This window comes from Gibbsiella quercinecans (genome assembly GCF_002291425.1).
Taxonomy (GTDB): domain Bacteria; phylum Pseudomonadota; class Gammaproteobacteria; order Enterobacterales; family Enterobacteriaceae; genus Gibbsiella; species Gibbsiella quercinecans.
The window spans coordinates 1,204,642-1,218,203 of sequence record NZ_CP014136.1 but is presented as its reverse complement, the minus strand read 5'-3'; the positions used below and the strand labels follow the sequence as shown (position 1 = coordinate 1,218,203).

Sequence of the window (13,562 nt, the reverse complement as noted above, 5' to 3'; positions counted from 1 at the left end):
AGGTGTCGGGGTGCAACGAGCGCAGTATTACCTGTTGGGTGAAAAAGCCGCCGTGCTTGAGTTGGCGCCGCCGGTCACGTTGACCAGCCAACGGCGGATCTGGGCGCTGGCCGAAAAACTTAATCATCACCCCGACGTGCATGAAGTGGTGCCGGGGATGAATAACTTAACGCTGTTGCTGCGGGTGCCGCAGGCTAACGCGCAGGCCATGCTGGCCGTGTTGCAGCAAGGCTGGGAGCGTGAAGAAAGCCTGGTGCCGGAGCCGCGGAATGTGGATATTCCCGTCATTTATGGCGGCGAATACGGGCCGGATCTGGCCGCGGTGGCGGACCACACCGGTATGTCGCCGCAGCAGGTGGTGGAATGCCATGCAGCGGCGGCCTATGTGGTTTACTTCCTCGGTTTCCAGCCCGGTTTTCCTTACCTGGGCGGCATGCCGGAAAAACTGGCGATGCCGCGCCGTGCCGAGCCGCGCCTGAGCGTCGCGGCCGGATCGGTAGGGATTGGCGGCGGCCAAACCGGTATCTATCCGTTGGCCAGCCCGGGTGGTTGGCAAATTATTGGCCGTACGCCGCGGGCTTTGTTTACCCCCGACACCATGCCGCCAACGTTGCTGCGCCCCGGCGACAACGTGCGCTTTGTGCCGCAAAAGGAGGGCGTATGCTGAAAATCCTACGGGCGGGCATTTTTACCACGGTGCAGGATCTTGGCCGCCACGGCTTCCGGCGCCTGGGGGTTAGCCAGGGCGGCGCGCTGGATATTCCCGCGCTGAAGATCGCCAATCTATTGGTGGGGAATCCGCAAGACGCCGCCGGCCTGGAGATCACCCTTGGGCAGTTTAGTGCCGAATTCAGCCGCGCCGGCTGGTTCGCCCTCACCGGCGCGGGCTGTGACGCCACGCTGGATGGCAAACCGCTATGGACCGGCTGGCGTTACCGGGTAAAAAAAGGCCAACGGCTGGTGTTGAATATGCCTAGGCGCGGTATGCGTAGCTACCTGGCCGTGGCGGGCGGGATTGCCGTGCCGGCGGTGCTGGGATCGCGCAGTACCGATGTTAAGGCCGCTTTCGGGGGCCTGGAAGGGCGGCCGTTGCGGGATGGCGATCGGCTGCCGCTTGGCAAAAGCCAAACGCTGGTGCGCGATAGCATCGGGGTGAAACAGTTGCTGTTTAATAACCGTATTCGTGCGTTACCCGGGCCGGAGTATGGCGAATACAGCGAAGAAGCGCAGGATGCCTTTTGGCGCACCCCCTGGCAGATTAGCCCGCAGAGCAACCGCATGGGGTACCGTTTGCACGGCGGCCATGCTTTGGCCCGCACCACTGAACATGAGATTTTGTCACATGGCCTGGTGCCTGGCGTGGTTCAGGTGCCGCATAACGGGCAACCCATCGTGCTGATGGCGGATGCGCAAACGACCGGCGGCTACCCGCGCATCGCCTGCGTGATCGAGGCCGATCTCTACCACCTGGCGCAGATTCGCCTGGGGGAACCGATGCATTTTATGCCCTGCACGCTGGCGGAGGCGCAGCGCGCCAAAATCGAACAGGACCATTTTATCCAACAAATTGCCTGGGGGCTGGATGAGCATTGATTGGCGGTAATGGCCGATGAAGGTGCAAATCTTCTCCATCTTCCAGAGGCTGGCCGCTATCCACACGGAACAAGGTGGAATTAAGGTTTACACAACATCAGAGGGAATAGGCTATGGAACATGGGGTGGATTTGTGGCCACTGATCGGTATTGCTGCCATCGTGGTGGGTTTCTTGTTGCGCATTAATCCGGTTTTAGTGGTCATTGTTTCAGGGATCATTACCGGTCTGGCAGCTTCGATGCCACTGGGCGTTATTCTGGAAAAGCTTGGCGAAGGGTTTCTCAATACCCGTAATCTGCCATTGATCCTGCTGTTGCCGTTAGCGGTAATTGGCCTGCTGGAGCGCTATGGATTAAAGGAACGCGCGCAAATATGGATTGCCAAAATCAAAAGTGCGACGGCAGGGCGTCTGCTGATTGTTTATTTGTTTTTCCGTGAAATAACCGCAGCTATGGGGCTGACCAGCCTGGGTGGGCATCCGCAGATGGTGCGGCCTATGTTAGCGCCCATGGCGGAAGGCGCAATGCAAAACCGTTACGGCGAATTGCCGGAGCATGTTCGCTATCGCTTACGCGCGATGTCTGCGGCGACGGACAATGTGGGCCTGTTCTTTGGTGAAGATATCTTCGTGGCATTTGGCGCGATTATTTTCATGCACAACTTTATGTTGGAGTCTGGCGGGATTCAAACCGAGCCGCTGCATATCGCCTTGTGGGGCATCCCCACCGCCATTTTCGCTTTTTTGATCCATGCCTGGCGTATGTACCGGATGGATAAGCGCTTGAGCACAGAGCTGGCGCAGCTTAACCAGGCGGCATTAAAAGCGAAGGGAGAGGCGCAATGAATTTCCAACAGCAATACCTCTACTGGCTTGCCGGCGCCGTTTTATTGATTGTCGCAGTGATGTCTCTACGCGATCGTGCTAACCCTCGCCGTATCTTCACCGCGTTGTTTTGGGGCTTATATGGCGTAATTTTCTTGCTCGGTGATTGGGCCTACGGGCTGTTTGGTTCTGGGGAAGAGGCTCGCCGCCAACTGCATATTCTGGTCGGTGTGCTGGTGGTTGTCATGGCGCTGATTGCGGGGTTTGGTGGGGTGCGTCTGGGCCATTATCACCAGCGTAGCGTGGAACAGCGTGAGGAAAGCGCCCAACGGCTTGGCAACCGCTTATTTGTGCCGGCGTTGACGATACCCGTGGTAACGGTAATCGGCGTATTGTTGTTTAACAACGTGCAGGTGTTGCAAACAAGGGTGTTCGGCCCAGGCAATCATGCGACGCTGATCACCTTGTTCAGTATGACGGTCGGCTGCCTGTTGGGCTGTTTGATTGCGTTAAAAATGACCGGTGAAAAAAGCCATCAGCCGATCCAGGAGGCGCGTCGCCTGCTGGATTCCATCGGCTGGGCGTTTATCTTGCCTCAGATCCTGGCAACGCTTGGGTTGTTATTCACTGCGGCGGGGGTTGGCACGGCGATTTCACATTTGACGCAAGAGTACCTGGCGGTAGACAACCGTTTTATTGCGGTCGTGGTGTATGCCGTTGGCATGGCGCTGTTAACCATGGTTATGGGCAATGCTTTCGCTGCCTTTCCGATTGTGACTGCGGGGGTTGGGATCCCTATTCTGGTATTGCAGCACGGCGGCAATCCAGCGGTAATGGCGGCGATCGGTATGTTCTCAGGGTATTGCGGCACATTAATGACGCCGATGGCGGCTAACTATAATATTGTCCCCGCCGCATTGTTGGAGCTGCCGGATAAAAACGCCGTCATTAAGGCCCAGATCCCAACGGGAATCGCGTTGTTGTTGGTGAATGTGCTGCTGCTTTATTTTTTGATGTTTCTTTAGGGTATCTTTTATGCGCAACGTTCTGATTACCGGTTTTGAACCTTTTGATGGCGAATCTGTAAATCCTTCCTGGGAGGTCGTGAAGCAGTTGAGCGATCGGGAACTGGCCGGGGGGCATATTGTCGCGCGCCAGTTGCCGTGCGTATTTGGTGAGGCATTAACCGTGCTGGAGGCGGCGATTGATGAATGGCAACCGGCAATAGTGTTGTGTATCGGCCAGGCGGGAGGGCGATCCGATATCACGCTTGAGCGTGTGGCGATTAATATTAACGACGCGCGCATTCCTGATAATAAAGGCTATCAGCCCATCGATGAGCCGATAGCGGCCGACGGGCCGGCTGCGTATTTCAGTACGCTGCCGATCAAAACGGTGGTGGAAGCGATTCGTGCCGCGGGTATTCCCGCTTCGGTATCGCAAACGGCCGGGACCTATGTCTGTAATCACGTCATGTACGGTCTGCTGCATTATTTGCGTGGCCGGCCGGCGGTGAAAGGGGGATTTATGCATATCCCTTATTTGCCTGAACAGGCAATCGCACATCCCGGCGCGCCAAGTATGGCCGCCCAGACGGTGTTAATTGCCGTGGAGTTGGCGATATCTATCGCCTTGCAGGTGGAACAGGATCGAAAAGTGGCCGGTGGCGCCACGCATTAAGGAGTCTTAGATGCCGGAAGGGCCGGAAATACGCCGGGCGGCGGATAAACTGGCGGCTGCGGTGATTGAGCAACCGCTGACTGACGTTTGGTTTGCTTTTCCACAGTTGAAGCACTATCAGGCAACGCTGGTTGGCCAGCGGGTGATCGCGATTGAACCGCGTGGCAAGGCGTTGCTGATCCATTTTTCTGATGGGCTGACGATGTATAGCCACAACCAGCTATATGGCGTGTGGAAAGTGGTCAGCGCCGGGGAGGTGCCCGATACCAAACGTGATTTACGCGTACGCCTGCAAACGCCGGAGCGGGCGATTTTGCTCTACAGTGCTTCGGATATTACCGTTGGGCCGCGTGAAGAGATTGAGCAGCACCCGTTTTTGCAACGCATCGGCCCGGATGTGCTGGATCCTGCGGTGACGGTGGCCGCCGTCGAGCAGCGTTTATTGCTGCCGGCGTTCAGGCGGCGGCAACTGGGGGGAATGCTGCTCGATCAGGCTTTTCTCGCCGGGTTGGGCAACTACCTGCGTGCTGAAATTTTATGGCAGGCCGAACTGGCGCCACAGCATCGGGCGCAGGAGCTGGCGCCGCCGGTGTTGCATCGCTTGGCCGAAGCGCTGCTGCAGATCCCACGGTTGTCTTACCAAACGCGGGGGCAGGTGGATGACAACCGCCACCACGGCACACTCTTTAGCTTTAAGGTGTTTCACCGCAGCGGCGAACCATGCCCGCGCTGCGGCGCCATGATCGTTCGTGAGACGCTGTCTTCACGGCCGTTCTATTGGTGCCCGGGGTGCCAGAAATAGCGGGAAATCTATATTCCCTCATCGGCCAGATCGGGCCTCTTCTATCCCTGGCTGGTTGCAAAACGAAAAGCGCCGCCCAGGGGCGGCGCTTAACGCGGTAAGGCAAGAACCCAGCGCGGTTATTTTTTCAGCATAGAGTCAAAGTCACGCTCGGCGTAGCCGGTGTACAGCTGGCGCGGGCGAGCGATCTTCAACCCTTCGGCATGCATTTCGCTCCAGTGTGCGATCCAGCCGATGGTACGGGCAATGGCAAAGATCACGGTGAACATAGAGGATGGAATGCCCATCGCCTTCAGGATGATGCCTGAATAGAAATCGACGTTCGGGTACAGTTTTTTCTCGATGAAGTACGGATCGTGCAGTGCAATGTGCTCCAGCTCCATCGCCACTTCCAGCAGGTTGTCATCCTTCTTGTTCAGCTCTTTCAGCACTTCGTGGCAGGTTTCACGCATTACGGTCGCACGCGGATCGTAGTTTTTGTATACACGGTGGCCAAAGCCCATCAGACGGAACGAGTCGTTCTTGTCTTTGGCGCGTTTGATAAATTCCGGGATGTGTTCAACGCTCTTGATTTCTTCGAGCATTTTCAGCGCGGCTTCGTTGGCACCGCCATGCGCTGGCCCCCAAAGCGATGCGATACCGGCCGCGATGCAGGCGAACGGGTTGGCACCGGAAGAACCGGCGGTGCGCACGGTCGACGTCGAGGCGTTCTGTTCGTGATCGGCGTGCAGGATCAGGATCCGATCCATTGCGCGTTCCAGCACTGGGTTGACCACGTATTCTTCACACGGCGTCGCGAACATCATGTGCAGGAAGTTACCCGCATACGACAGCTCGTTACGCGGATAAACAAACGGCTGGCCAAGGGAGTATTTGTAACACATCGCCGCGACGGTCGGCATTTTCGACAGCAGACGGAAGGCGGCGATTTCCCGGTGGCGCTCGTTGTTGACGTCCAGCGCGTCATGATAGAAGGCCGCCAGCGCACCGGTAACGCCGCACAGCACGGCCATTGGGTGTGAGTCACGGCGGAAACCACGGAACAGATGGGTGATCTGATCGTGGATCATGGTATGGCGGGTGACGTTGGTTCGGAACTGTTCAAACTCTTCTTTGGTTGGCGTCTCGCCGTACAGCAGGATGTAACACACCTCAAGATAGGTGGATTTTTTCGCCAGCTGTTCGATCGGGAAGCCGCGGTGCAGCAGAATGCCGTTGTCACCGTCGATGTAGGTGATCTTGGATTCACAGGACGCGGTAGAGGTAAAGCCAGGATCAAAGGTGAAATAACCTTTCGTGCCCAAGGCGCGGACGTCAAGGACATCGGGACCCAGCGTCGGGGTCAGTACGTTTAGCTCGATCGGCGCTGCACCGTCATTCAGTGCCAGCGTCGCTTTTTTGTCAGTCATTTACAGTCTCCTTAGCGCCTTATTTTTAAACCACTAATAACTGAAATACCTTAAATCTCCGCATGTTGCCCGCAAAAAATTCGCGCAAGCGCAAACTCTGTGAGCAACTACGCAAATGCGTGTATGGGGTACAGAGTGCTCATCAGGCGAACGAAACGGGTGACCAGTTATCAACGATTCATTCGAATTCATTATTGTCTGTTAATTGTTACCTACGATATGCCGCGGTTGTTCAAACCCGTGCCCTTCGCGCTGTTCAGTGCCATGTTGCCGCCTTGCTCACCAGGCCCGTAAGGTTGCCCGGCATATTGTTTGCTGGCTATGGCATGCGCGATCGCGGCTCTGGGCGGTGTAACCACACGGATTGAAGGAGTTTCAGCAAGATACACTGTTGCATAACTTGGGCGTAGGGGGAAGTGTATCTGCTGGTCGTTCGTCTATCATAGGCGTGTTTGCGTTGTATATGTAATTAAAATGTTGATATTTTGTCAAATGATATGATTTGTTTTGTATTTTTTGTGAAAAAAGTGATCCAAATCACTGTTCAGGGGAAATGTCACCAAAGAGATTGTGTGGGAATTGTAATAGGATTGTGATCATCCTATACTGCCGCCAGGTCTCCGGGTTTACCCTGAAGTAGGAGCACCCAGCGTTATAACAACGCGCCGTTTAAGCACAGAGGATGTTGATGTTTGAGCGCGTGACGTGTGAGGGTTTTTTTCGGCTCTTAACGCTGTCTGATCCCCGCCCAGGCCGGAGGAAGGAAAATAATAAGAGCTGTGTGGGCAAAATCGTGAAAAAACAAAGACCTGTTAATCTGGATCTGCAAACGATCCGGTTTCCCGTAACTGCAATAGCTTCCATTTTACACCGAGTCTCTGGCGTAATCACCTTCGTTGCCGTGGGCATTCTCCTCTGGCTGTTAGGCCTGTCTCTCTCTTCCCAGGACGGGTTTCTGCAAGCTACAGCCATCATGAATAGTTTCTTCGCGAAATTTATTTTTTGGGGGATCCTGACGGCGCTGGCTTATCACATTTGCGGTGGCATTCGCCATTTGTTAATGGATTTTGGCTATATCGAAGAGAGTTTGGCCGCGGGTAAACGTTCTGCCCAGGTGGCGTTCGTATTGACCGCCGTGTTGTCAATTCTGGCGGGAGTCTTGGTATGGTAAGCAATGTTTCTGCATTAGGACGCAACGGCGTGCATGACTGGTTATTACTGCGTGCCTCCGCCATCGTTATCACCCTGTATGTTCTTTATCTTCTGGGTTTTGTCGCCACTGCGCCTGACATTACCTATGACATCTGGCGGGGTTTCTTCGCCACTTCCATCACGAAGGTTTTTACCCTGCTGGCATTGCTTTCCATTCTGGTTCACGCCTGGATTGGGATGTGGCAGGTGTTAACGGATTATATCAAACCGCTGGCGGTTCGCCTGGTGCTGCAATTGGCGATCGTGGTCGCGCTGGTGGTCTATTTATTGTATGGAACAATTGTCGTGTGGGGTGCGTAAATGAAGCTGCCAGTCAGAGAGTTTGATGCTGTTGTTATTGGTGCCGGCGGCGCGGGGATGCGCGCGGCACTGCAGATTTCCCAGGCGGGCTCAACCTGTGCCCTGCTGTCAAAAGTATTTCCAACCCGTTCCCATACCGTGTCCGCTCAGGGCGGCATTACGGTCGCGCTTGGCAACACCCATGAAGATAACTGGGAATGGCACATGTACGACACGGTGAAAGGCTCTGATTATATCGGCGATCAGGACGCCATCGAATACATGTGCAAAACCGGCCCTGAAGCCATTCTTGAGCTTGAACACATGGGGCTGCCGTTTTCCCGTCTGGATGACGGCCGTATTTATCAGCGGCCGTTTGGCGGCCAGTCGAAAAACTTCGGCGGCGAGCAGGCGGCCCGCACGGCAGCAGCCGCCGACCGCACCGGCCACGCGCTGCTGCACACCCTTTACCAGCAGAATTTGAAGAATCACACCACAATCTTCTCCGAATGGTATGCGCTGGATCTGGTGAAAAACCAGGATGGCACCGTGGTTGGCACCACCGCTATCTGCATTGAAACCGGCGAAGTGGTCTATTTCAAAGCCAAGGCCACCGTGCTGGCGACCGGCGGCGCCGGGCGTATTTATCAGTCCACCACCAATGCGCACATCAATACCGGCGACGGCGTGGGGATGGCGTTGCGCGCCGGGGTGCCGGTGCAGGATATGGAAATGTGGCAGTTCCACCCAACCGGTATTGCCGGCGCGGGCGTTCTGGTCACAGAAGGCTGCCGTGGCGAAGGCGGCTACCTGCTGAACAAACATGGCGAGCGCTTCATGGAGCGCTACGCGCCGAATGCCAAAGATCTGGCGGGCCGTGATGTGGTTGCCCGTTCGATCATGATCGAAATCCGTGAAGGCCGCGGCTGCGACGGCCCGTGGGGCCCGCACGCCAAGCTGAAGCTCGATCATCTGGGTAAAGACGTGTTGGAATCGCGCTTGCCGGGGATCCTCGAGCTGTCGCGCACCTTTGCCCACGTCGATCCGGTCAAAGAGCCGATCCCGGTGATCCCGACCTGCCACTATATGATGGGCGGCATTCCAACCAAGGTGACCGGCCAGGCACTGACGGTGAACGAGCAGGGGGAAGACGTGGTGATCCCAGGGCTATTCGCCGTGGGCGAAATCGCCTGCGTATCGGTCCACGGTGCCAACCGGCTTGGCGGCAACTCGTTGCTCGATCTGGTGGTCTTCGGCCGTTCCGCCGGCCTGCATCTGCAGGAATCCCTGGAAGAACAAGGCGCCAGCCGTGACGCCAGCGATTCCGACGTTGAGGCCTCGCTGGAGCGCCTTAACCGCTGGAACAATAACCGCAGCGGTGAAGATCCGGTTGAAATCCGCAAAGCGCTGCAATCCTGCATGCAGCACAATTTCTCGGTGTTCCGCGAAGGCGACGCGATGGCCAAAGGGTTGGAAGAGTTGAAAGTGATCCGCGAGCGCCTGAAGAATGCGCGCTTGGACGATACCTCAACGGAGTTCAATACCCAGCGCATCGAATGCCTGGAGTTGGATAACCTGATGGAGACGGCGTTTTCCACCGCCGTATCGGCCAACTACCGCACGGAAAGTCGCGGCGCCCACAGCCGTTTTGACTACCCGGATCGGGATGACGCTAATTGGCTGTGCCATTCGCTGTATCTGCCGCAGTCGGAAAGCATGACGCGCCGTAGCGTGAATATGCAGCCGACGTTGCGCCCGGCATTCCCGCCAAAAGTGCGTTCTTATTAATTGCGGAGAAGGGATAAATGAAACTCGAATTTTCAATCTATCGCTATAACCCGGATGTTGATGATGCGCCGCACATGCAGGATTACACGCTGGAAGCGGAAGACGGCCGGGATATGATGTTGTTGGACGCGCTGATCCAACTGAAAGAAAAGGATCCGACCTTGGCGTTTCGCCGTTCCTGCCGTGAAGGGGTCTGCGGCTCCGACGGGCTGAATATGAACGGTAAAAACGGCCTGGCCTGTATCACCCCGGTATCTGCGCTGCGCAAAGGCAATAACAAGATCGTGATCCGGCCGCTGCCGGGATTGCCGGTGATCCGCGATCTGGTGGTGGACATGGGGCAGTTCTATACCCAGTATGAAAAGATTAAGCCTTACTTATTGAATGACGGTAAAAATCCACCGGCGCGCGAACACCTGCAATCGCCGGAGCAGCGCGCTAAACTGGATGGTTTGTATGAGTGCATTCTGTGTGCCTGCTGTTCAACCTCGTGCCCGTCATTCTGGTGGAACCCTGATAAGTTCGTTGGGCCGGCTGGGCTGCTGGCGGCATACCGCTTCCTGATCGACAGCCGCGATACCGAAACGGCAGAACGTTTGGATGATCTGAACGATGCTTTTAGTGTTTTCCGCTGCCATAGCATTATGAATTGTGTCAGTGTATGTCCCAAAGGCCTTAATCCAACGCGTGCAATTGGCCATATTAAGTCAATGTTGCTGCAGCGTAGCGCTTAAAGAGTACAAGATGCTGTGCCGGGGTTTCCCCGGCCTCATCGCTGGGCAGGAAGCGCCTAAAAACCGATGGTGATTGCCATGCTGGCAAACTTTGTTTTTCCTCGGTTTTTAGATGTTCCTTGTAATGGGCCGCGAGGCCCGGGATAAAACGTACGTGAGGCTTGAATTCGGCAAGCGGTTATTTTTTGGCAATGGGGAACGGCGCGCCTGAGCATATTTTCGCCAGTCGGCGCTGGTAAGGGCATTTAAACGCCGGTATCGCGTTTGTGCGCTGTCCTGGCAATAATAACGCGGTTGTGACGAGTTCAGGATAAGGCCGCAGGTACGGCGAGTGAACCGTTTTACGGCAAACCGTCTTTTTCACGGTAACCATGTTAACCACGGCGAAAACTGAAGCTTTAAAGCTTAAGGGATCATAATGCAGAACGGCGCAATGAAGGCCTGGCTGGATTCCTCCTATCTGGCGGGCGCGAACCAGTCCTACATAGAGCAGCTCTATGAAGATTTTCTAACCGATCCGGGCTCCGTTGAGGATAGCTGGCGTTCTATCTTTCAGCAGCTTCCTACCGTAAGAGCCACACCCGATCAGCTCCATTCCCAAACGCGCGAGTATTTCCGCCGCCTGGCGAAAGATAGCGCACGTTATCACTCCACCATCAGCGATCCGCAGACCGATGCCAAACAGGTCAAGGTGCTGCAATTAATCAACGCATTCCGCTTTCGCGGGCACCAGCATGCCAACCTGGATCCGCTTGGGCTATGGCAACAGGAACGGGTGCAGGATCTGGATCCTGCCTACCACAACCTGACTGAAGCCGATTTTCAGGAAACCTTTAACGTGGGGTCTTTCGCCATTGGCAGAGAAACCATGCGGCTGAGCGATTTGTATGCCGCGCTGAAACAAACCTATTGCGGTTCGATCGGCGCTGAATACATGCACATTACCAATACTGATGAAAAACGCTGGATCCAGCAGCGTATTGAATCGGTTGTCGGCCAGGCCAGCTTCAGCAACGAGGAGAAGCGCCGTTTTCTGCAAGAACTGACGGCGGCCGAAGGGCTGGAACGCTATCTGGGGGCCAAGTTCCCCGGCGCGAAGCGCTTCTCGCTGGAAGGCGGCGATGCGCTGGTGCCGATGCTGAAAGAAATGGTGCGCCATGCCGGCAGCAATGGCACGCGTGAAGTGGTGCTTGGTATGGCCCACCGCGGCCGCCTGAACGTGCTGATCAATGTGCTGGGTAAAAAGCCGGCTGATTTGTTCGACGAGTTTGCCGGTAAGCATAAAGAACACCTGGGCACTGGCGATGTGAAATATCACCAGGGCTATTCGTCCGACGTGGAAACCGAAGGCGGCATGGTTCACCTGGCGCTGGCGTTTAACCCCTCGCACCTGGAAATCGTTAGCCCGGTGGTGATGGGCTCGGTACGCGCCCGCCGCGATCGTCTTGATGAAGCGCACAGCAACATGGTGTTGCCGATCACTATCCATGGTGATGCCGCTATTACCGGCCAGGGGGTTATTCAGGAAACCCTGAACATGTCGCAGGCCCGCGGCTATGAGGTGGGCGGTACGGTGCGCATCGTGATTAACAACCAGGTGGGTTTCACCACCTCCAACCCGTATGATGCACGCTCCACCGAGTATTGCACTGATATCGCTAAAATGGTGCAGGCGCCGATTTTCCATGTGAACGCAGACGATCCGGAAGCCGTTGCCTTCGTGACCCGGATAGCGTTGGATTTCCGTAACACCTTCAAACGTGACGTGATGATCGATCTGGTCTGTTACCGTCGTCATGGCCATAACGAAGCGGATGAGCCGAGTGCCACTCAGCCGTTGATGTATCAAAAGATCAAGAAACACCCAACGCCGCGCAAGCTCTATGCTGACAAACTGACAGAGCAGAATATCGCCAGCCTGGAAGATGCCACGGAAATGGTCAATCTGTACCGTGATGCGCTCGATGACGGTGAGTGCGTTGTGGATTCATGGCGCCCGATGAACCTTCACTCTTTCACCTGGTCGCCTTATCTGAACCATGAATGGGACGAAGAATATCCAAGCAAAGTGGATATGAAACGCCTGCAGGAGCTGGCGCGCCGTATCAGCCGCGTGCCGGATGGGGTCGAAATGCAGTCCCGCGTGGCGAAAATCTACGGCGATCGCGCCGAGATGGCCGCGGGCAACAAGCTGTTCGACTGGGGCGGGGCCGAAACATTGGCGTATGCGACGCTGGTGGACGAAGGTATCCCCATCCGTATTTCCGGCGAAGACTCCGGCCGCGGGACGTTCTTCCACCGCCACGCCGTGGTGCATAACCAGAAAGATGGTTCGGTCTATGTGCCGTTGGCCAATATCCACAGCGGGCAGGGCGAGTTCAAGGTGTGGGATTCCGTGCTGTCTGAAGAGGCGGTGCTGGCGTTCGAATATGGCTATGCCACCGCCGAACCGCGCACCTTGACGATCTGGGAAGCGCAGTTTGGTGATTTCGCCAACGGCGCCCAGGTGGTGATCGATCAGTTCATCAGCTCTGGCGAGCAAAAATGGGGCCGTATGTGCGGCCTGGTGATGCTGCTGCCGCATGGCTATGAAGGGCAGGGGCCGGAACACTCCTCCGCCCGCCTGGAGCGTTATCTGCAGCTGTGTGCGGAACAGAATATGCAGGTGTGCATTCCGTCGACGCCGGCGCAGGTTTACCACATGTTGCGCCGCCAGGCGCTGCGCGGTATGCGCCGCCCGCTGGTGGTGATGTCGCCCAAATCTCTGCTGCGCCACCCGCTGGCGACCTCTTCGCTGGACGAGTTGGCCAACGGCGCCTTCCAGCCGGCGATTGGCGAGATCGATGAGCTGGATCCGAAAGCGGTGAAGCGCGTCGTGCTGTGCGCCGGCAAGGTGTATTACGACCTGCTGGAACAGCGCCGTAAGAATGAGCAGCAGGATGTGGCGATTGTGCGTATCGAGCAATTGTATCCGTTCCCGCATCAGGCGGTTCAGGCGGTGCTGGAAAAATACGCCCATGTGCATGATTTTGTCTGGTGCCAGGAAGAGCCGTTGAACCAGGGGGCCTGGTACTGCAGCCAGCATAATTTCCGTGAAGTGATCCCGTTCGGGGCCTCTTTACGTTACGCCGGGCGGCCAGCCTCCGCCTCGCCGGCGGTGGGTTATATGTCCGTGCACCAGAAGCAGCAACAGGCTCTGGTGAATGACGCGCTGAATATTGATTAAAAATTAAGGGAAAGC

Annotated in this window: 12 protein-coding genes; 11 read left to right on the top strand and 1 reads right to left on the bottom strand. The window is 56.2% G+C overall.

Annotated features, from left to right (window positions below):
- The first annotated feature begins 10 nt into the window (after positions 1 to 10).
- From pxpB to nei, 6 genes are all read left to right on the top strand, one after another.
- Positions 11 to 667, top strand: coding sequence for a 5-oxoprolinase subunit PxpB (gene pxpB / locus ACN28Q_RS05605; RefSeq protein ID WP_095845440.1), 657 nt, complete (start codon positions 11 to 13; stop codon positions 665 to 667).
- Positions 661 to 1,593 carry a 5-oxoprolinase subunit PxpC gene (gene pxpC, locus ACN28Q_RS05600; protein ID WP_095845439.1) on the top strand — a complete coding sequence of 311 codons (933 nt, stop codon included), beginning with the start codon at positions 661 to 663 and terminating at the stop codon, positions 1,591 to 1,593. The genes pxpB and pxpC overlap by 7 nt, the downstream gene beginning before the upstream one ends.
- A 113-nt stretch (positions 1,594 to 1,706) precedes the next feature.
- Positions 1,707 to 2,438 (top strand): DUF969 domain-containing protein, encoded by a 732-nt coding sequence (locus ACN28Q_RS05595; protein WP_095845438.1) that lies wholly within the window; start codon positions 1,707 to 1,709, stop codon positions 2,436 to 2,438.
- Entirely contained in the window at positions 2,435 to 3,442 is a 1,008-nt protein-coding gene (locus tag ACN28Q_RS05590; RefSeq protein WP_095845437.1) for a DUF979 domain-containing protein, read from the top strand. The genes ACN28Q_RS05595 and ACN28Q_RS05590 overlap by 4 nt, the downstream gene beginning before the upstream one ends.
- 10 nt (positions 3,443 to 3,452) lie before the next feature.
- Positions 3,453 to 4,097, top strand: a complete 645-nt coding sequence (gene pcp, locus ACN28Q_RS05585; protein WP_095845436.1) for a pyroglutamyl-peptidase I — start codon at positions 3,453 to 3,455, stop codon at positions 4,095 to 4,097.
- A gap of 10 nt (positions 4,098 to 4,107) precedes the next feature.
- Positions 4,108 to 4,899, top strand: coding sequence for an endonuclease VIII (gene nei, locus ACN28Q_RS05580; RefSeq protein WP_095845435.1), 792 nt, complete (start codon positions 4,108 to 4,110; stop codon positions 4,897 to 4,899).
- 119 nt (positions 4,900 to 5,018) lie between these two features.
- Here nei and ACN28Q_RS05575 read toward each other — a convergent pair whose 3' ends face one another.
- Positions 5,019 to 6,308 carry a citrate synthase gene (locus ACN28Q_RS05575; RefSeq protein ID WP_095845434.1) on the bottom strand — a complete coding sequence of 430 codons (1,290 nt, stop codon included), beginning with the start codon at positions 6,306 to 6,308 and terminating at the stop codon, positions 5,019 to 5,021.
- Between the two features lie 781 nt (positions 6,309 to 7,089).
- Here ACN28Q_RS05575 and sdhC point away from each other — a divergent pair.
- From sdhC to sucA, 5 genes are all read left to right on the top strand, one after another.
- Positions 7,090 to 7,479, top strand: coding sequence for a succinate dehydrogenase cytochrome b556 subunit (gene sdhC, locus ACN28Q_RS05570; RefSeq protein WP_095848928.1), 390 nt, complete (start codon positions 7,090 to 7,092; stop codon positions 7,477 to 7,479).
- Complete coding sequence (sdhD, locus tag ACN28Q_RS05565; RefSeq protein WP_095845433.1) at positions 7,473 to 7,820, top strand: succinate dehydrogenase membrane anchor subunit; 348 nt, start codon at positions 7,473 to 7,475, stop codon at positions 7,818 to 7,820. Before sdhC ends, sdhD begins: the two co-directional genes overlap by 7 nt.
- Positions 7,821 to 9,587 (top strand): succinate dehydrogenase flavoprotein subunit, encoded by a 1,767-nt coding sequence (gene sdhA, locus ACN28Q_RS05560; RefSeq protein WP_095845432.1) that lies wholly within the window; start codon positions 7,821 to 7,823, stop codon positions 9,585 to 9,587.
- A gap of 17 nt (positions 9,588 to 9,604) precedes the next feature.
- Positions 9,605 to 10,321, top strand: coding sequence for a succinate dehydrogenase iron-sulfur subunit (locus tag ACN28Q_RS05555; protein ID WP_095845431.1), 717 nt, complete (start codon positions 9,605 to 9,607; stop codon positions 10,319 to 10,321).
- A 418-nt stretch (positions 10,322 to 10,739) separates the two neighbouring features.
- The gene (sucA, locus tag ACN28Q_RS05550) at positions 10,740 to 13,547 is read left to right on the top strand and encodes a 2-oxoglutarate dehydrogenase E1 component (RefSeq protein ID WP_095845430.1); all 2,808 of its coding nucleotides are present in this window, start codon (positions 10,740 to 10,742) and stop codon (positions 13,545 to 13,547) included.
- Positions 13,548 to 13,562: the final 15 nt, after the last annotated feature.